Source organism: Bradyrhizobium sp. SZCCT0153 (genome assembly GCF_018129995.1).
In the GTDB taxonomy this organism is placed as follows: domain Bacteria; phylum Pseudomonadota; class Alphaproteobacteria; order Rhizobiales; family Xanthobacteraceae; genus Bradyrhizobium; species Bradyrhizobium japonicum_G.
In genome coordinates this window covers 380,589-398,817 of sequence record NZ_JAFCKS010000005.1, presented here as the reverse complement: position 1 = coordinate 398,817, position 18,229 = coordinate 380,589, and the positions used below count along the sequence as shown (strand labels likewise).

Annotated in this window: 18 protein-coding genes; 7 read left to right on the top strand and 11 right to left on the bottom strand. The window is 65.2% G+C overall.

What is annotated here, in order from left to right; all coding sequences use genetic code 11:
- The first annotated feature begins 149 nt into the window (after positions 1–149).
- Complete coding sequence (locus tag JQ572_RS23280; RefSeq protein WP_211385152.1) at positions 150–1,388, top strand: MFS transporter; 1,239 nt, start codon at positions 150–152, stop codon at positions 1,386–1,388.
- A 124-nt stretch (positions 1,389–1,512) separates the two neighbouring features.
- Here JQ572_RS23280 and JQ572_RS23275 read toward each other — a convergent pair whose 3' ends face one another.
- The 6 genes from JQ572_RS23275 to JQ572_RS23250 form a co-directional block, all read right to left on the bottom strand.
- Entirely contained in the window at positions 1,513–2,271 is a 759-nt protein-coding gene (locus JQ572_RS23275; RefSeq protein ID WP_211385151.1) for an SDR family oxidoreductase, read from the bottom strand.
- Positions 2,272–2,305: 34 nt separating this feature from the next.
- The gene (locus tag JQ572_RS23270) at positions 2,306–3,064 is read right to left on the bottom strand and encodes a proteasome-type protease (RefSeq protein ID WP_211385150.1); all 759 of its coding nucleotides are present in this window, start codon (positions 3,062–3,064) and stop codon (positions 2,306–2,308) included.
- A 93-nt stretch (positions 3,065–3,157) separates the two neighbouring features.
- The gene (locus tag JQ572_RS23265; RefSeq protein WP_211385149.1) at positions 3,158–3,565 is read right to left on the bottom strand and encodes a carboxymuconolactone decarboxylase family protein; all 408 of its coding nucleotides are present in this window, start codon (positions 3,563–3,565) and stop codon (positions 3,158–3,160) included.
- Positions 3,566–3,622: 57 nt separating this feature from the next.
- Positions 3,623–4,471, bottom strand: a complete 849-nt coding sequence (locus JQ572_RS23260; RefSeq protein WP_211385148.1) for a transglutaminase family protein — start codon at positions 4,469–4,471, stop codon at positions 3,623–3,625.
- A 67-nt stretch (positions 4,472–4,538) separates the two neighbouring features.
- The gene (locus tag JQ572_RS23255; RefSeq protein WP_211385147.1) at positions 4,539–5,483 is read right to left on the bottom strand and encodes an alpha-E domain-containing protein; all 945 of its coding nucleotides are present in this window, start codon (positions 5,481–5,483) and stop codon (positions 4,539–4,541) included.
- A 4-nt stretch (positions 5,484–5,487) separates the two neighbouring features.
- Complete coding sequence (locus JQ572_RS23250; RefSeq protein ID WP_211385146.1) at positions 5,488–6,906, bottom strand: circularly permuted type 2 ATP-grasp protein; 1,419 nt, start codon at positions 6,904–6,906, stop codon at positions 5,488–5,490.
- 277 nt (positions 6,907–7,183) lie between these two features.
- Here JQ572_RS23250 and JQ572_RS23245 point away from each other — a divergent pair, with 277 nt between their 5' ends.
- From JQ572_RS23245 to JQ572_RS23235, 3 genes are all read left to right on the top strand, one after another.
- A complete protein-coding gene (locus JQ572_RS23245) occupies positions 7,184–7,921 on the top strand; it encodes a competence/damage-inducible protein A (protein WP_211385145.1) in 738 nt (245 codons plus the stop codon).
- A gap of 40 nt (positions 7,922–7,961) precedes the next feature.
- Positions 7,962–8,489, top strand: a complete 528-nt coding sequence (gene gpt / locus JQ572_RS23240) for a xanthine phosphoribosyltransferase (protein ID WP_211385144.1) — start codon at positions 7,962–7,964, stop codon at positions 8,487–8,489.
- A gap of 107 nt (positions 8,490–8,596) precedes the next feature.
- A complete protein-coding gene (locus JQ572_RS23235) occupies positions 8,597–9,214 on the top strand; it encodes a hypothetical protein (protein WP_211385143.1) in 618 nt (205 codons plus the stop codon).
- Between the two features lie 16 nt (positions 9,215–9,230).
- Here JQ572_RS23235 and JQ572_RS23230 read toward each other — a convergent pair whose 3' ends face one another.
- Positions 9,231–10,253, bottom strand: a complete 1,023-nt coding sequence (locus tag JQ572_RS23230) for a methionine synthase (RefSeq protein ID WP_211385142.1) — start codon at positions 10,251–10,253, stop codon at positions 9,231–9,233.
- 134 nt (positions 10,254–10,387) lie between these two features.
- On the opposite strand from JQ572_RS23230, the gene JQ572_RS23225 reads away from it, so the two are divergent.
- From JQ572_RS23225 to JQ572_RS23215, 3 genes are all read left to right on the top strand, one after another.
- Positions 10,388–11,089, top strand: a complete 702-nt coding sequence (locus JQ572_RS23225) for a glutathione S-transferase N-terminal domain-containing protein (RefSeq protein WP_211385141.1) — start codon at positions 10,388–10,390, stop codon at positions 11,087–11,089.
- 125 nt (positions 11,090–11,214) lie between these two features.
- A complete protein-coding gene (locus tag JQ572_RS23220; protein ID WP_211385140.1) occupies positions 11,215–11,823 on the top strand; it encodes a 2-hydroxychromene-2-carboxylate isomerase in 609 nt (202 codons plus the stop codon).
- The gene (locus JQ572_RS23215) at positions 11,823–12,800 is read left to right on the top strand and encodes an NADPH:quinone oxidoreductase family protein (RefSeq protein WP_211385139.1); all 978 of its coding nucleotides are present in this window, start codon (positions 11,823–11,825) and stop codon (positions 12,798–12,800) included. The genes JQ572_RS23220 and JQ572_RS23215 overlap by 1 nt, the downstream gene beginning before the upstream one ends.
- 147 nt (positions 12,801–12,947) lie before the next feature.
- On the opposite strand, the gene JQ572_RS23210 is transcribed toward JQ572_RS23215, so the two are convergent.
- The 4 genes from JQ572_RS23210 to JQ572_RS23195 all read right to left on the bottom strand — a co-directional run bounded on the left by JQ572_RS23210 (position 12,948) and on the right by JQ572_RS23195 (position 18,071).
- A complete protein-coding gene (locus JQ572_RS23210) occupies positions 12,948–13,838 on the bottom strand; it encodes a crotonase/enoyl-CoA hydratase family protein (protein WP_015685180.1) in 891 nt (296 codons plus the stop codon).
- A gap of 126 nt (positions 13,839–13,964) precedes the next feature.
- The gene (locus JQ572_RS23205; RefSeq protein ID WP_211385384.1) at positions 13,965–15,386 is read right to left on the bottom strand and encodes an amidase; all 1,422 of its coding nucleotides are present in this window, start codon (positions 15,384–15,386) and stop codon (positions 13,965–13,967) included.
- Positions 15,379–16,551, bottom strand: a complete 1,173-nt coding sequence (locus tag JQ572_RS23200) for a M20 aminoacylase family protein (RefSeq protein ID WP_211385138.1) — start codon at positions 16,549–16,551, stop codon at positions 15,379–15,381. Before JQ572_RS23200 ends, JQ572_RS23205 begins: the two co-directional genes overlap by 8 nt.
- A gap of 14 nt (positions 16,552–16,565) precedes the next feature.
- Positions 16,566–18,071: a M81 family metallopeptidase gene (locus tag JQ572_RS23195; protein ID WP_211385137.1), complete on the bottom strand. Its 1,506-nt coding sequence runs from the start codon at positions 18,069–18,071 to the stop codon at positions 16,566–16,568.
- Positions 18,072–18,229 lie beyond the last annotated feature (158 nt).

Genomic DNA, 18,229 nt, shown 5'->3' with positions numbered 1-18,229 from the left:
TGCGTTGCAAAGGCAATGCCGGGACATGCGGGAGGCGTCCTGCTGTTGACAAGCAGGTCCGCCTCAGTCACGCGGGGAGCACGTCGACATCAGGGGCGGACGGTCCAGGGTTGACCCAAGAGGTCATCCGAGAGGTAATCCAAGCGGCGATGCCAGAGCAGCCAATATCAGCCGATCCGCCGGTCAGTGCCCGCGCGCTCCTCTCCCATCGCGCCTTCCTGTTCTTCCTGCTCTCGCGCAGCCTGTCGCGCTTCTCCAGCCAGATCGCGGCGGTTGCGATCGGCTGGCAGATCTACGATCTCACCGGTTCGGCCTTCGACCTCGGCATGGTCGGCCTCGTGCAGTTCCTACCGACTGCACTGCTGGTGTTCGTCGCCGGCCACGCCGCGGACCGTTACGAGCGCAAGCGCGTGGTCCAGCTCTGCCAGTTCGTGGAGGCCGCGACCGCGCTCTATCTGGCCGTGATCACCTATCTCGGCGCGGTCGGCGAGGTGCAGATTTTCGTCGCGACCTTCGTGCTCGGCATTGCCGGCGCGTTCGAGAGCCCGACCACGGCGGCGCTGTTGCCGCTGATCGCGCCGCAGGGATCGCTGCAGCGCGCCACCGCCGTGTCCAGCGGCGCGGCCCAGGTCGCGACCATCACCGGGCCGGCGCTCGGCGGCTTCGCCTACGCGGTCGCGCCGCATCTCGCCTATGCCGTGATGGTGCTGTTCTGGATTTTTGGAATGATTTTGACCGGCTTCATCCGGCCACGCCCGCAGGCGGTCGCCAAGGATATGGCGGGCGCGGACAATATCTTCGCCGGCGTCCGCTTCATCCGCAGCAATCCGGCGATCCTCGGCACTATCTCGCTCGATCTGTTCGCGGTGCTGTTCGGCGGCGTCACCGCGCTGTTGCCGATCTATGCCCGCGACATCCTCCAGACCGGCCCGATGGGCCTTGGGATATTGCGCGCCGCGCCGGCCGTCGGTGCGCTGCTGATGACCATGGTGCTGGCGCGTCACACCATCTCGCGGCACGTGGGTCTGCGCATGTTCCAGGCCGTGATCGTGTTCGGGCTCGCAACGATCGTGTTCGCGCTGTCGTCGTGGATGTGGCTGTCGGTGCTCGCGCTCGCCGTTCTCGGCGCGGCCGACACGATCAGCGTCGTGATCCGCTTCTCGCTGGTGCAATTGTCCACCCCCGACGAGATGCGCGGCCGCGTCGGCGCGGTCAACTTCCTCTTCATCAACGCCTCCAACCAGCTCGGCCAGTTCGAGAGCGGGGTTGCGGCCGCACTGCTCGGCGCCATGCCGGCCGCCGTGCTCGGCGGCGTCTGCACCGTCGCCGTGGCGCTGCTCTGGATGAGGCTGTTTCCCAGCCTGCGGCGGGTGGAGAGTCTGGAGTAGGGCGCCGGTCTCTCACGATTGCGGAGGCTGTGCTGGGACTTAGCCGACATCACCCCCGCAGCCAGGCAACAGCAGGCGCCTCTTGACGCCTACTGTGCATGGGGTTGTTTTCGCAATTTTAGCTTTAGCCACGTCCAACGAACGGCATCTTGGTCGCCATGACAGTCATGGTCAGCACGTTGGCGTCGAGCGGCAGGCCGGCCATGTAGGCGACGGCATCGCCGACCGCCTTGGCGTCCATGCGCGGCTCGTGCTTGGTGGTGCCGTCGGGCTGCAGCACGCCGGGGCCGTTGACCATGCGGTCGGTCATCGGGGTGGCGGCATTGCCGATGTCGACCTGGCCGACCGCGATGTCGTACATGCGGCCGTCGAGGTTGCTGGCCTTGGTCAGGCCGGTAATGGCGTGCTTGGTCGAGGTGTAGGCCGCCGAGAACGGTCGCGGCGCATGCGCCGAGATCGAACCGTTGTTGATGATGCGGCCGCCGCGCGGGCTCTGGTCCTTCATGATGCGGAAGGCGTGCTGCGTGCACAGGAACGGGCCGGTGAGGTTGGTGTTCACCACCGCCTGCCACTGCTCGAGGCTGAGGTCCTCGAAGTTGACGGCCGGCGCGCCCATGCCGGCATTGTTGAACAGCACGTCGAGCCGGCCATAGGTCGCCTTGACCTTGTCAAACAGCGCGGCGATCGAATCCGGCTTGGTCATGTCGGCGGTGACACACAGGCTCTTGCCGGCGGGCCCGAGCTTGGCGGTCTCCTCGAGCATGTCGAGGCGGCGCCCGACCAGCACCACGGTGAAGCCGGTGTTCATCAGCGCCAGCGACGCCGCGCGCCCGACACCTGTGCCGGCGCCCGTCACCACTGCGATCTTCTTTGCCTCACTCATCGTTTCCTGCCTTTTCTCTCTTCAAGTTCTTTTGTCAGGTTTTGGGTTCTTTTTCGTTCTTGTAGGGCGGCCGCGGAATGTTCTGGTGCGCGGCGCGCAGCGCCGCCGACCAGCGCGAGCGCAAATCGTGGAAGTAGGGCTCGCCCGCCTCGATGCGATGGTTGAGATCGGCATCGCACGCATCGGCGCGCACCACCAGCACGTCGATCGGCAGGCCGACGCCGAGATTGGAGCGCATCGTCGAATCCATCGAGATCAGGCCGGTCTTCAGCGCCTCGTAGAGCTCGACGTCGTAATGCATGGCGCGGTCGAGCACCGGCTTGCCGTATTTGTGCTCGCCGATCTGCAAATAGGGCGTGTCGGTGGTGCACTCGATGAAATTGCCGGCGGTGTAGACCATGAACAGGCGCATGCGCGCGCCCTTGATCTGGCCGCCGAACAGGAAGGAGACGTCGAAGGAGACATCCTCGGATTTCAACGCCGGGCCTTCGGTGGCGTGCACGGCCCGGATCGCCCGGCCGATGCGCTGGGCGGCCTGGAACATGGTTGGCGCGTTCATCAGCGTCTCGATATCGCCGGTGTTGGGGTCCTCCAGGCCTTCGGTCAGCGTGGAGAGCACCGACTGGCTGATGGCGAGGTTGCCGGCGCTGGCGATCGCCATGATGCGGTCGCCGGGCTTGGTGAAGATGTGCAGCTTGCGGAAGGTCGAGACGTTGTCGAGGCCGGCATTGGTGCGGGTGTCGGCGATCATCACCAGACCGTCCCGAACCAGAATTCCGCAACAATAGGTCATTTCCAGTCCCCGAACGCGTTTGCGCGGAATTACTAGCCAATTTCAGGGGCCACTCCAACCCCGAATCCCGCTGGGGCCAGGCCGTCATTCCCCTCAGTCGGCGGCATCGACGAGAAACGCCGCATCGACGGGGACGCCGAGCGCCGTGACCAGCCGGTTGGTCTCCGCGGCCATGCCGACGATGGCGAGCAACTCGCCGTATTCGGCCTCGGTCATGCCCTTGGCCCGTGCGCCGGCGGTGTGGGAGTGGATGCAGTAACTGCAGCCATGCGCGATCGATACCGCGACATAGACCATCTCCTTGACCTTGGGATCGAGCGCGCCCGGACCCATCACCTCCTTGATGCTCTCCCAGGTCCGCCGCAGCGTCTTCGGATCATGCGCCAGCGCGCGCCAGAAATTGTTGACGAAATCCGACTTCCGCACTTTTCGGATATCGTCGAAGACGGCGCGGGCCTCGCTGGATAGTTCATCGTCCGAAAGCAGCTTCACGGTCGCCATTGGGTGCCTCGCAGGTCTGGTCTGACCCTGCGAGCATAGCACGCGTGCGGCTTCGGCTCAGCTCTGCCGCTGGGACTGCGATTGCGACTGGCCGCCGCGGCCGGCCTGCTCGACCTTGACCGCGACCGACAGCGTCTCCGAGCCGCCGCCATAGCGGGTGCCGCGCACGGGGGCTGCGCCGAGATAATCGAGCCCGATCGCGACGCGGACATGGGCGTCGGTGGCGCAGATGCTGTTGGCGGGATCGAAGCCGACCCAGCCGAGACCGTCGACGTAAGCCTCGGCCCAGGCATGGCCGGCGTCCTGATGCACAGTGCCGTCCGAGCGCAGGAAGTGGCCGGAGACGAAGCGCGCCGGCACGCCGCCGCTGCGGGCGCAGGCGATGAAGATATGCGCGTAGTCCTGGCAGACGCCGCGCTTGAGCGTGAACGCCTCGGCCGCCGAGGTGCCGCTGTTGGTCGGGTCCTCGTCGAAGGTCATGTGATCGCTGATTTGCGTCATCAGCGTGTGCAGGAAGCCGAGCGTGTCGCTTTCGGCCTCGCTGCGCAACTGGCGCGCAACCGCATGCATCGCCGGATTGACCGTGGTGAGGTCGGTGGCGCGCAAGAACATGCCGGGCGGAAAGCGTTCATCGGCGCCGCGCAGGACGCCGCCGGTGTCGTGGGTCTCGATCAGGCCCTCGGCGGTGATCTGGATGTCGCCGACCGGTCCGCAGGACAGCACGTGGGTGACGTTGCCGAACGCGTCCTCGTGGGTGTCGAGCTTGGTGTCGGTCGAGACGTCGATCTGCCACTCCGCCACATATTGCCCGTCATGGCTGCCGGGCGTCATGCGCAGGATCTGGATCACGCTGGTGGCCGGCGGCTCGTAGCGATAGGTCGTGGTGTGCAGGATTCGCAGGCGCATGGGGGGACCGTTGTTCTTGCGTCGTCGCTTCCGGGCTGGCCCTGCGGGCGCCCCGGATGACGCAGTATCAGATCAAATACTGCTTCGTGATGATTTCGCCCAGCCTGGAATTGTCCGAGATGAATTCCTGAATGAATTCATGCACGCCATGCTGGAAAATGTCGTTCATATTGCTGTGTTCCAGCCGGTTGCGGATGCCGCGGGCATGGCGCTGGGCCGGGCCCTGGCGGCCATAGGCGACGCCGATCTGGTCGAGATTGCGCACGAGATTGCCGTAGCAGCTCGCCAGCGAGCGCGGCAGCGTGTCGTTGAGGATGAGCAGGTCCGCGATCAGCCAGGGTTTCAGCGTCTCGCGATAGACCCAGTGATAGGCCGTCAGCGCCGAGACCGAGCGCAGGATCGAGGTCCACTGGTAGAAGTCGAGCGGACCGCCGACATGCTCCTCCTCGGGCAGCAGCACGTGATACTTCACATCGAGAATGCGCGCGGTGTTGTCGGCACGCTCCAGGTGCACGCCCATCCGCGAGAACCAGTAGGCGTCGTTGCGCAGCATGGTCCGGTAGGCCGAGCCGTCGAAGCGCAGCGATGTCTCCTGCACGAAGCGCAGGAATTTGGCGAGGTCCTCGCGCGTCGAGGTGCCCTTGTTCCAGACCTCCTGGAGCTCGATCCAGGCCGAGTTGATGGTGTCCCACATCTCGCTGGTGAGTGCGGTGCGCACCGAGCGCGAGTTCAGCCGCGCCGCCTCGATGCAATTGCGGATCGAGGACGGGTTGTTCGGCGAGAACGACAGGTATTCGACGACGTTGTGCTCGTTGGCTTCCTCGTAGGTCTGATAGAAGCTGGCGGCGACGCCGGCGGTGAGCAGCGCCGAGTCCCATTCGTTGGTCTTGCCGATATAGGCGGCGGGAAGCGCGGTGACGCGCAGCGTCGCATCGATGGTGCGCGCGAGATACTCGGCCCGTTCGACGTAGCGGGCGAGCCAGTACAGGTTTTCGGCGGTACGCGACAGCATCTGACTACTCGTCCAGGATCCAGGTGTCTTTGGTGCCGCCGCCCTGGCTCGAATTCACCACCAGGGAGCCTTCCTTCAGCGCGACGCGTGTCAGTCCGCCCGGCACGATGGTGGTGTGCTTGCTGCCGGTCAGAACGAAGGGCCGCAAATCGACGTGGCGCGGGGCGAGGCCGCTTGCGGTGCAGGTCGGGCAGGTCGAGAGCGCCAGCGTCGGCTGCGCGATAAAGCCTTCCGGCTCGCGCTTGAGCTTCTCGCGAAAGGCTTCGATCGTCGCTTTGGTCGCGGCAGGGCCGATCAGCATGCCGTAGCCGCCGGAGCCGTGCACTTCCTTCACGACGAGTTCGCTCAAATGATCCAGCACGTAGGCGAGGTCCTTCGGCTCGCGGCAGCGCCAGGTCGGCACGTTCTTCAGGATAGGCTCCTCGCCGAGGTAGAATTTCACGATGTCCGGCATGTAGGAGTAGATCGCCTTGTCGTCGGCGATGCCGGTGCCGACCGCGTTGGCGAGCGTGATGTTGCCGGCCGCATAGGCCGACATCAGTCCGGGCACGCCGAGCGCGGAATCGGGGCGGAAGGTGAGGGGATCGAGATAGTCGTCGTCGACGCGGCGGTAGATCACGTCGACCCGTTTCACCCCCTCGGTCGTCCGCATGAACACTTCGTTGTTCTTGACGATGAGGTCGCGGCCCTCGACCAGCTCGATGCCGAGCTTGTCGGCGAGGAATGAGTGCTCGTAATAGGCCGAGTTGTAGACGCCCGGCGTGAGCAGGGCGACAGTCGGCTCGCCCGAGGCACCCTGCGGCGCGACCGAGCGCAAGGCGGACAGCAGCTCGTCCGGATAGCGCTCGACCGGCGCCACCCTGTGGCGGGCGAACAGGTCCGGAAACAGCCGCATCATGATTTCGCGGTTTTCCAGCATGTAGGACACGCCCGACGGCGTGCGCGCATTGTCCTCCAGCACGATGAAGTCCTCGGCATCGACCCGGACGATGTCGATGCCGGCGATGTGCACGTAGACGTCGTGCGGCACCTGCTGGCCGTTCATCTCGGGGCGGAAGACCGGGTTCTGGAAGATCAGATCGTCGGGGACGATCTCGGCGCGCAGGATGTCGCGGCCATGATAGATGTCGCGCAGGAACATGTTGAGCGCGCGCACGCGCTGCTTCAGGCCCTTCTCCAGCAGCGCCCATTCCTTGCCGGACATGATCCGGGGGATCACGTCGAACGGAATCAGGCGCTCGGTGGATTCGGAATCGCCATAGACGGCAAAGGTGATGCCGATGCGGCGAAACAGGAGCTCGGCCTCCTGGCGACGGTATTCGAGCGCCTCGGGAGGCGTCTCCTTGAGCCAGCGCGCCAGCTCCTGATAGGCGGGGCGAAGGTCCCCGCCGGGAATGTTCATTTCGTCAAACGCGACTGCCATAGATCCCGACTTGTCTCCGCAAGGCGTTGCGCCATTCGACAGGTCGCCAGGCCTTGGTGAAGACCGCAACGTCCTGGCCATGCGGCAAGAGTGCATGACTTTCATGTGGTAGCAAGGGCCGGGCCAGCGCGATAAGCATAGACGGGCAGCATTTGCCGGGGATGGCCGGCGGCTTGCCTGAAAAAATGGCTGAGGACTGCTTATTTCGGCAGCAAAACCGCGTGACTTCAACGCGTTACCCCGGCAAATTCGGTGCGATAGGCGAGGGACTTAAGGCATGAGCGAGATCGTCACGGCGGGCATTCTGGTCATCGGGGATGAAATCCTGTCCGGCCGCACCAAGGACAAGAATATCGGCTTCATCGCCGAATACCTGACCAATATCGGCATCGACCTGAAGGAAGTCCGGGTCGTCTCCGACGATGAGGCGGACATCATCGCTGCGTTGGATGCACTGCGGCATCGCTACACCTATGTCTTCACCACCGGCGGCATCGGGCCGACCCATGACGACATCACCGCCGACAGCGTCGCCAAGGCGTTCGGCGTCGGCATCGACCATCACCCGGAGGTGGTCGCCCGCTTCCGCGAGCGCTGGAGCGAGCAGGACCTCAACGAGGCCCGTCTGCGCATGGCCCGCATCCCCGACGGTGCCGAGCTGATCCAGAGCGCCACCATCCTCGCGCCCGGCTTCAAGATCGGCAACGTCATCGTCATGGCCGGCGTGCCCTCGATCATGCAGGCGATGATGGACATCGTCTCGCCCAAGCTGAAATCGGGCGTGCGCATGCTCTCCGAATCGGTCCGGGCCAACGCGCGGGAAGGCGACATCGGCAGCCCGCTGCGGGCGATCGCCGCCGAACATCCCGACACCATCATCGGCAGCTATCCCTTCATGGACGAGGAGCAGAAGCCGAACACCAACCTTGTTGTGCGTTCGCGCGATGCGGGCAAGCTGGCGGCAGCGATGGCCGCGGTGAAGGAAATGCTGGCGGGATTGAACATCACCCGCTAGAGCCCCCGGCTTGCCGGCAGACGAAGCAGGAGAGAAGACAATGGCTGGTGAAGCACCGGAACTGAGTGCACAGGAGCGGGCCGGCAAGGCTTTCCCGGTTTCGTGGGATCAGTTCCACCGGGATTGCCGCGCGCTGACCTGGCGGCTCAACGAGGTCGGCCCGTTCCACGCGGTGATCGCGATCACGCGCGGCGGCCTGGTGCCGGCCGCGATCGTGGCGCGCGAGCTGGGCGTCCGCGTGATCGACACCGTCTGCATCGCCAGCTACGATCATGACAAGCAGGGCGAGCTGCAGGTCCTCAAGGGTATTTCCGAATCGGCGATGAAGCTCGGCGGCGGCACCGGCAAGGGGCTGCTGATCGTCGACGATCTCGTTGACACCGGCAAGACCGGCAGGCTGGTGCGCCAGATGCTGCCGGATGCGCATTTCGCCACCGTCTACGCCAAGCCGAAGGGACGCCCGCTGGTCGACACCTTCATCACGGAAGTCTCGCAGGACACCTGGATATTCTTCCCCTGGGACACCGCGCTGTCCTACCACCCGCCGCTTCGCGACGGCGCGGCGTGACGATCACCGTCATTGCGAGCGAAGCGAATCAATCCAGAAATGTATCCGCGGACATAGTCTGGATTGCCTCGTCGCTTCGCTCCTCGCAATGACGGGTGGAGGCAGCCATGCCCCTGCAAAACCGCGTCACGCCGACCGGCGACATCATCTCAACGCCGCACCGCGGCCTGTTCACCGGCAATCGCGGCATCATTCATGATCCCGCGACCAGGACGCTGCTGAAGAAGCGCTGGTCGTCGCCGGCCTGGATCACGTGCCTTTGCGAATTCCGCGGCTGGCGGCGGCCGGTGATGGCGCGGCGGAGCTGGACCGAGCTGTTCTTTCTCGACGAGGCCACCGCCTTTGCCGCAGGCCACCGTCCCTGCTTCTTCTGCCGCCGCGACGATGCCAAACGATTTCGTGCGGCTTGGGAGGCAGGAAATGGTGCAAGCGGCATCAGCGCGAAGGCGATGGATGCTCAGCTGCACCGGGAGCGTCTCGATCGCGGTCGCAAGCGGCTGCACCCACTGCCGGCGCCCCTCGCAGAATTGCCCGACGGCGCAATGGTGCAGCAGGGCGAGGCGAGCTTTCTGGTGATGCAGGGGAGCGCCCTGCCGTGGTCGCCGGCGGGTTATATCAAGGGCGCGCGTCAACTCGGCGACGTCCAGCTGCTGACGCCGCCCTCAACGCTGCGCGCGCTCCACGCCGGCTACCGTCCCGTGCTGCATCCGACGGCGTTGGACTAAAACAAGCGCGTCGTGATCATCCTAGCTTCTCGCGCGCAAGCGCGGCGCCGGCACCGAGCGCCATCAGCTTGGCTTCGGCGATCTCCCGCCGCATCGGCGCCATGCCGCAATTGGTGGTGGCGATGATGTTGCTCTTGGGGACGAATTTCGACACCGCGTCGATCACCTTGACAACGTCATCGGCGGTCTCGACCGTGTCGCTGGCGACGTCGATCACGCCGGCCTGCACGATCTTGGTCTTGAGCAGCGCGAGCAGGTCGAGCGGCACCTTCGAATTGCGGCACTCGATCGCGACCTGCTGGATCGGGCTGGCGTCGATCGCCGGAAAGATCTGCTCGTACTGCCGCCACTGCGCGCCGAGCGTCTCCTTCCAGTCGGTATTGGCCTTGATGCCGTAGCCGTAGCAGATGTGCACGGCAGTGGCGCAGGTCAGGCCCTGCGCGGCACGCTCGAGCGCCTTGATGCCCCAGTCGTTGACCTCGTCCATGTAGACGTTGAAGGCGGGCTCGTCGAACTGCACGAGGTCGACGCCGTCGGCCTGGAGCGCCTTGGCCTCCTCGTTCAACAGCTCGGCGAAGGCAAAGGCCATCTTGACGCGATCGCCATAGTAGCGATCCGCGATGGTGTCGATGATTGTCATCGGGCCGGGCAGGGTGAACTTGAGCTTCTTCCTGGTATGCGCGCGCGCGACGCGAGCCTCGTCGGCATGAACGCGGCCTTTCAGCCGCAGCGGGGCGACTACCTGCGGCACCATCGCCTTGTAGCGATCCTTGCGGATGCCCATCTCGACCTTGTGGGCGAAGTCGATGCCCTCGATCTTCTCCAGGAAGCCATGCACGAAATGCTGGCGGGCCTGCTCGCCCTCGGTGACGATGTCGATGCCGGCGTCCTCCTGCACCTTGACGGCGAGCATGGTCGCGTCACGCTTGGCGCGAAGAAGCTCCGCTCCCTGCGACTTCCAGGGCGCCCACAGCATGTTGGGCTCGGCGAGCCATTCCGGCTTCGGCAAGGAGCCGGCGATCGTGGTTGGAAACAGCATGGCGGCCCTCCCGGCAGGTTGTGTTGCGCCACTGTCTGCCATGTCTTAACGTCGAGGTACAGAACAACAAAAGTCGCTCTCTATTCCAGCGGCGATGACAGGGAAGGCCAAAGGAAGGGCCAAAAGGAAAGGTCATGATCGACCTCTATTACGCGCCGACGCCGAACGGCTGGAAAATCTCGATCATGCTGGAGGAACTCGGGCTGCCCTACACGGTGAAGCCCGTCAACATCCGCGCCGGCGAGCAGTTCGCCCCTGAGTTTCTCGCGATCTCCCCGAACAACCGCATTCCAGCTCTCGTCGATCACGATCCTGCCGATGGCGGCGCACCGTTCTCCGCGTTCGAGACCGGCGCGATCCTGATTTATCTCGCGGAGAAGACCGGCCGCTTCCTGCCCACGGAACTGCGCGGCCGCTCCACCACCATTCAATGGGTGATGTGGCAGATGGCCGGCCTCGGGCCCATGCTCGGCCAGCACGGCCATTTCGCGCTCTATGCGGCGGAGAAGATTCCTTACGCGATCGATCGCTACCGCGACGAGGCCGCGCGGCTTTATGGCGTGCTCGACCGTCAGTTGGCCAGGACCGGCGCCTTTGTCGCCGGAGACTATTCCATCGCCGACATCGCCTGCTTCCCCTGGACCATGACCCACAAGGCGCAGGGCTTTACGCTGGACGACTATCCGAACGTGAAGCGCTGGTATGCCGAGGTGCGCGCGAGGCCGCAGGTGCAGGCGGGGCTTGCAATCGGCAAGTTCGTGAAAGAGCCGTTCGACGAGGAATCACGCAAGATCATGTTCGGCCAGAAGGCTAAGGAGCTGTTGGGAAAGAAATAGGTACTGATCGCTCCTCCGTCATTGCGAGCGAAGCGAAGCAATCCAGGGTCTTTCCGCGGTGACAGTCCGGATTGCTTCGCTTCGCTCGCAATGACAGAGAGAGCAAAACAAACAAGGGAGACACCATGATCGAATTCTTCTTCGACTGTTCCAGCCCCTGGACCTATCTCGCCTTCCACAACATCCAGCCGCTGGCCAGGGAGCTCGGCGCCGAAATCACTTGGCGGCCGATCCTGGTCGGCGGCATCTTCAACACGGTCAACCCGAGCGTCTACGCGCAGCGGGAGACGCCGGTGCCGCTGAAGGCGCGCTACATGAAGAAGGACCTCGCCGATTGGTCGCGATCGGCCGGCCTGTCGATCAAGATGCCGCCGACGGTGTTTCCGGTGAACAGCGTGAAGGCGATGCGCGGCTGCATCTGGCTCGGCAAGGACATGGTGCCGTTCGCGACCGCATTGTTCGAGGCCTATTGGGGTGACGATCAAGACATCTCGCAGGACGCAGTGCTCGCCGGGATTTGCCGGAAGGTCGGCGTCGACGAGCCAAAATTCTTTGCCGGCATCTCGGAGCAGGGGATCAAGGATCAGCTCAAGGCCAACACCGAGGAGGTCGTCGCGCGCGGCGGCTTCGGCTCGCCGACGATCTTCGTCGGCAAGACCGACATGTATTTCGGCAATGATCGTCTGCCGCTGATCCGCGAGGCGATCCTGCGCCGCAAAGCGAGCGCGGCCTGATGGTGCGGGCAGTCGTCTGCCGCGCGCTCGGCGCGCCCGAGACGTTGCGGCTGGAAGCGTTTCCGTCGCGCGCGCTGAAGCCGGGCGAGGTGCGCGTTGCGATCCGGGCTGCCGGGCTGAATTTTCCTGACGTGCTGATGGCCGCCGGCGAGTACCAGCTCAAGCCGGAGCTGCCGTTCACGCCGGGCATGGAGGCGGCGGGCGACGTCACCGAAGTGGGCGCGGAGGTGGGGGGCGTTGCCGTCGGCGACAAGGTCATCGTCAAGATGCGCCATGGTGCCTTCACCGACGAAGCCATCGTCGCGCCGTCGCAGCTCACGCCGATGCCGTCGACTTTCGACTACGCGGAGGCCGCGACCTATCTCGCCGGCCACGGCACCGCCTATCACGCCCTGATCGATCGCGGCCGGGTCGAGCCGGGCGAGGTGCTGCTGGTGCACGGCGCCGGCGGCGGCGTCGGACTTGCTGCCGTCGAGATCGGCAAGATGCTGGGCGCGACCGTGATCGCGACCGCCTCCAGCGACGGGAAGCTCGCCGTTGCGAAATCGCGCGGCGCCGATCATCTCGTGCGCTACGATCGCGAACCGTTTCGCGACGCCGTCAAGCGCCTCACCGACGGCCGCGGCGCGGACGTCGTGTTCGATCCGGTCGGCGGCCAGGTTTTTGAAGACTCGATGCGTTGCATCGCCTGGGGCGCGCGGCTGCTGGTGATCGGTTTTACCGGCGGCATCGGCTCGGCCAAGACCAATCTGTTGCTGATCAAGGGTGCGAGCGTGCTCGGCGTGCGCGCTGGTGAGGCTGTCCGGAAAAATCCTGCACTCGGCGAGGTTCGCCTGGAGGCGTTGCTGCAATGGGCGGAGGAGGGCAAGCTGCGCCCCAACGTCTCACACCGCCTGCCGCTGGAGGATTATGCCAAGGCGATGCGGCTGTTGCTCGACCGCAAGGCGATCGGGCGTGTCGCGCTGGTGATGGATTGACGGTTCCGTAGTGACGGTGCCGTAGGGTGGGCAAAGGCGCCCTTGCGCCGTGCCCACCAGCTATCGGCAACTGATGTCGATATGGTGGGCACGCTGCGCTTTGCCCACCCTACGAGAGCTGCGCAAGACCCGGAATTTCGCTTCGCATCACTTGTACTCCCGCTCCGTCCACCACGGGAAATAATCCGGCATGTCGCTCGACACCTTGTTCTTGAACTGCGCCGGCCGCTTCTCCAGGAACGAAACCACGCCTTCCTTCACATCGTCGGAGCGACCGCGGGCGTAGATGCCGCGGCTGTCGACCTTGTGGGCTTCCATCGGATCGTCGGCGCCCATCATGCGCCACATCATCTGTCGGATCAGCGCCACTGACACCGGCGCTGTCTTCGCCGCAAACTCCTTGGCAAGCGCGCGCGCGGTCGGCAGCAGATCATCCGGGGCCACGACCTTGCTGACGAGACGGCCCGCGAGCGCTTCCTGCGCCGGGAAGACGCGGCCCGAATAACACCATTCCAGGGCCTGCGAGATGCCGACGATGCGCGGCAGGAACCAGCTCGATGCCGCCTCAGGCACGATGCCGCGCTGGGAGAACACGAAGCCGAAGCGTGCGGCGTCCGACGCGATGCGGATGTCCATCGCGAGCTGCATGGTGACGCCGATGCCGACGGCGGGACCATTCACTGCGGCAATCACCGGCTTGAGGCATTTGAAGATACGCAGCGTCACCTGGCCGCCGCCGTCGCGCACCTGCGGATCGCTGTAGTCGACCTTGCCGTCGGCGAAGCGCTTGACCGGCCCGCGCCGCGCGTCGCGATCGAACGTGTCGGCGCCGGAGGAGAGGTCCGCGCCCGCGCAAAAACCGCGGCCGGCGCCGGTGACGATGATGGCGCGGACGTTGTCGTCCTTATCGGCGGCGTCGAACGCGTCGATCAGCTCTGCTTGCATCTGCGCGTTGAAGGCGTTGAGCTTGTCGGGTCGGTTCAGGGTGATGGTGAGGATCTGTTCGGCGACCTCGTATTTGATCGTCTCATACGCCATGGTGATTTCCTTCCCTGTCATTCTTGAATCGATTGTGTATTGCCGGGCTTGACCCGGCAATCCATCTTTTTTGACGAGGGATGGATGCGCGAGTCGAGCCCGCGCATGACGACTTGTGCTTAGTCGCTACTTCGCCGGCGGGCGCGGCCAGGGCCGCTGCGGACCGCGCAAGCCCTCAAAGGCCTTGGCCATGCCGAGCACGCCGATATCGTCGAAGCGGCGGCCGACGATCTGCACGCCGATGGGAAAGCCCTTGGCGTCGAAGCCGCCGTTGATGGACAGGGCAGGGTTCTCGGACATATTCCACGGCACGGTATAGGCGATGTGCTCGAACGGCTTCATGGGGTCATTGGTGGGCGAAGCCCAATCGGCCGGGTAGTTCACGTTCGGCGCGGTCGGCGAGATCACATAGTCGAGCTCGCAGAACAGCTTTCCTGCGGCGGCGCGGATCGCCATCGTCTGGTTGAAGCCGCGGATGACGTCGATGCCGGAGAGCCTGGCGCCGGACTCGCCCCATTTGAAGATGTAGGGCAGCACCTTCGCTTGATCTTCCGGCGTCAGCTTGGAGAGATCATCCCACATCCGCGCGCGCCAGAAATTGTCGAGGCCGTCGAGCATTTCGCGCGTGAGGATGCCGTCGACTTCGGTCACGACCGCGCCGGCGGATTCGAACGCTTTCGCAGCCTTCACCGCGACCTCGCGCACCGGCTTCTCCAGCGCCAGGCCGACGCCGGGATCGAGCATCAGACCGATGCGAAGTTTGCGCGGGGACTTCTCCAGCCCCTTCCAGTTGAGCGGCTCTGCGGGCAGGCTGGTGCCGTCGCGCCGGTCGGGCTTTGCGATCACGCTCATCATCAGCGCGCAATCGTCGACCGTGCGGGTCATCGGGCCGGCGACGCGGCCGACATAAGCGGGGTCGATCGGCACGCGGCCAAAGCTCGGCTTCAATCCGACGAGGCCGCACCAGCCCGCGGGCAGGCGAACCGAGCCGCCGATATCGGTGCCGAGATGCAGCGGGCCGTAGCCGGCCGCCGCCGCGGCGCCCGCGCCTGCGCTGGAGCCGCCGGGATTCTTGGAGAGGTCCCAGGGATTACGCGCGAGCGCATGGAACGAAGAGAGGCCCGAGGACAGCATGCCGTAATCGGGCATGGTGGTTTTTGCGAAGATGACCGCACCGGCCTCACGCAGCCGCGCGGCAGGCGGAGCATCCTTCTCGGCCGGGACCAGCTTGACGCTGGCGGCGCCGAGCGGCACCGGCACGCCCTTGGTCGCGATGTTGTCCTTCACCGTGACAGGCACGCCGTCGAGCGCGCCGGAGGGCTCGCCCCCGGACCAGCGCGCCGTCGAGGCCATTGCGGCCTCGCGCGCGCCGTCGGGATCGAATGCATAGAGCGCTTTCAGGTGCGGCTCCCACGCAGCGACGTGGGCGAGCACGTCCTCCAGCACCTCGCTCGGCGAGAACTGCTTGGCGCGATAGCCCGCGATCAGATCGACCGCTGACAGATCATGCAGCGAGGTGACCGCCTCTTCGACGCCCTTTTTATGCATTGGCACCCACCGGCATCCGGGTCTCGATGATCCGGGCGAACATGCTGGCGCCGATCGGCAGGATCTTGTCGTCGAGCACGAAACCGGGGTTGTGCACGGGCACCGAGCCGTCATGGCCGACCCAGAAATAGGCGCCGGGAATGGTCTGCAGCATGTCGGCGAAATCCTCGCTGCCCATCTTCGGCTGGGCGCGGGTGATCACGTTGGCGGGGTTGACGATCGTGCGCGCGACCTCCTCGACCACCTTGGACTGCTCGACCTGGTTGACCAGCACATCGAAAGTGTCGCGGATGTCGACGTCGATCACGCACTGATAGGCGCTCGCAATGCCGGCGCTGATCGTGCGAATGCGCTCGCTGATCAGGGTGCGGACTTCCTTCGAGAAGGTGCGGATGGTGCCGCAAAGATGCGCGTCGCCGGGAATGACGTTGTAGGCGGAACCGGCGTGAATCTGCGTGATCGAGACGACGGCGGCCTGCAGCGGCTCGACGTTGCGGCTGACGATGGTCTGGATCGCCTGCGCCAGCGTCGTCGCGATGATCACAGCGTCCTTGGAGCGCTCGGGCATCGCGCCATGCGCGCCATAGCCGGTGATGCGGAGGTCGAAGAAGTCGGCGCTGGCCATCGCGGGGCCGGGCAGGATCGCGATCTCGCCGTGGTTGAGGTCGGGCGCGTTGTGCAGGCCGTAGAGCTCGTCGCAGGGAAATTTCTCGAACAGGCCGTCCTTGATCATGGCGCGGGCGCCGCCGAGGCCTTCCTCGGCCGGCTGGAAGATCAGGTGCACGGTGCCGTCGAAGTTCCTGGTCTCGGCGAGGTAGCGCGCGGTGCCGAGCAGCATGGTGGTGTGGCCGTCATGGCCGCAGCCGTGGAAGCGGCCGGGGATTTTCGAGCTCCATTTCAGATTGGTGTTCTCTTCCATCGGCAGCGCGTCCATGTCGGCGCGAAGGCCGATGCGCTTGCCGCCCGAACCTTTGCCTTTGATGACGCCGATCACGCCGGTGCCGCCGAGACCGCGATGCACCTCGATGCCCCAGCTCTTCAGCTTGTCGGCGACGATGCCGGAGGTGCGCACTTCCTCGAAGCCGATCTCGGGATGGGCGTGGATGTCGCGGCGAATGGCGGTGAGTTCGTCGGCATAGCCGTCGATACGCTCGATCGTGGGCATGTGTTCCTGTCCGGTTAGCGTGAAGGGGGATTGAAAACGGGGCCGTTCGGCTTGATGCGGATGCCCGGACGCAGCCGCGTCCAGGGCAGCGTGGCGGTGTCGGCCGGCATCGCGCCGGGCGCAGCGCAGATCATCAGCTTTTCCGCGATCGGCTCGAAATCGGCGCGGAAGTGCACCGAGCTCTTGTTGACCAAAATCTTCTGTTGCGTCGGCTCGATGCCGACATAGCGGTACATCGCCTGGTCGGCGAGCTGCGCCTTGTGCGAACTCACGACGACGCGGACATCGCCGATGCGCAAGGCCGCGGACGGACCCATCTCCATCTCGCGGCCGCCGTAGTAAGGGCCGGGCGCGACGAAGCGGCCGTCGGACAGCTTTTCGACGACGAAGGTCTCGCGATAGGGCTCATCGCCGGGAATGCCGGACTTGCCGCCGAGCGACAGCGTCACGGTGGCGCCGACGCCGGCCGCGTGTGCGGCCTTGGCCGAGGCGGGATCGTAGATCACGCCGGTCGCGGCGCTGGCCTTGTTGCGCACGAGCGCGCGCAGCATGCCGGTGGTGTCGGAATCGCCGCCGGCGCCGGGATTGTCCTGGGTGTCGGCGATGATGATCGGCTTACTCGCGCTCTTGCAAAGCTCCATGGCGTGGCGCACGCCTTCGTCGGGCGACCAGATCTTGCCGTCGAAATCGTCCTCGTGGCTTTCGATCAGCTTGACGATCGCATCCGCCGCGCGGTCGGCGTCGGCTTGGGTCCTGCCATAGGCGAACACACTCGGCCCGCAGTCGCGGAAGTCGGCCGCGGGGAAGCCGGGCGCGAAGGAGAGCGTCGGAACCGCATCGCCCTCCAGTGCGGCGAGCTTCTGGTAGATGCCCTTGGTGGGGTGGTCGTTGGTGCATTGCCAGCTGATCGGGATCAGGAACGGCAGTTGCCGGAACGTTTTTGCAAAGCGCTGCCTTGTCTTCAGGAGCAATGCGAGATGTCGCGCGGAGGCGCGGCCGGTCTCGGCCATGTCGACATGGGGATAGGTGCGGTAGGCGATCAGCGCGTCCGCATGCTCCATCATCTCGGGCGTGACGTTGGCGTGCAGGTCGAGGCTTGCGACCAGCGGAACATCCTTGCCGATGACGCGGCGCACGCGCGCCAGGATCTCGCCTTCGCCGTCGTCGAGATGCTCGGTGACCATGGCGCCGTGCAGGTCGAGATAGACGGCGTCGATCGGGCCGGCGGCGGCGATCCCGTCGACCATGACCTTGACGATGCGCTCGAAGGCGTCCCTGGTGACATGCGCCGACGGGCTGGCCCCGCAGGCGATCGTCGGGATGAGTTCCCAGCCATCGGCTTCGGCACTGTCGACGAAACCGGCGAGGCCGACATTGATGGCCCGCATCACCTTCAGCACGTCGGCGCCCTCAGTCATCGCCGGCCAGCCGCCGCCATGCTGGAAGTCCGCGAAAGTCGCCTTCGTCGGAGCGAAGGTGTTGGTCTCGTGCAGGAAGCCGCCGACGGCGATACGTGTCATCAATTCAAGTCCAGGCGATTGAAAGCGGGCGACGTTAGCCTTGGCTCTGCGGCGAGAGCAAGGTGGGACGCACTCGCGCCGTGCATGGCCTTAAGCCGTTTTGGGAATACTTGCCGCGATCACCGTCATAGCGAGCGTAGCGAGGCAATCCAGACCGT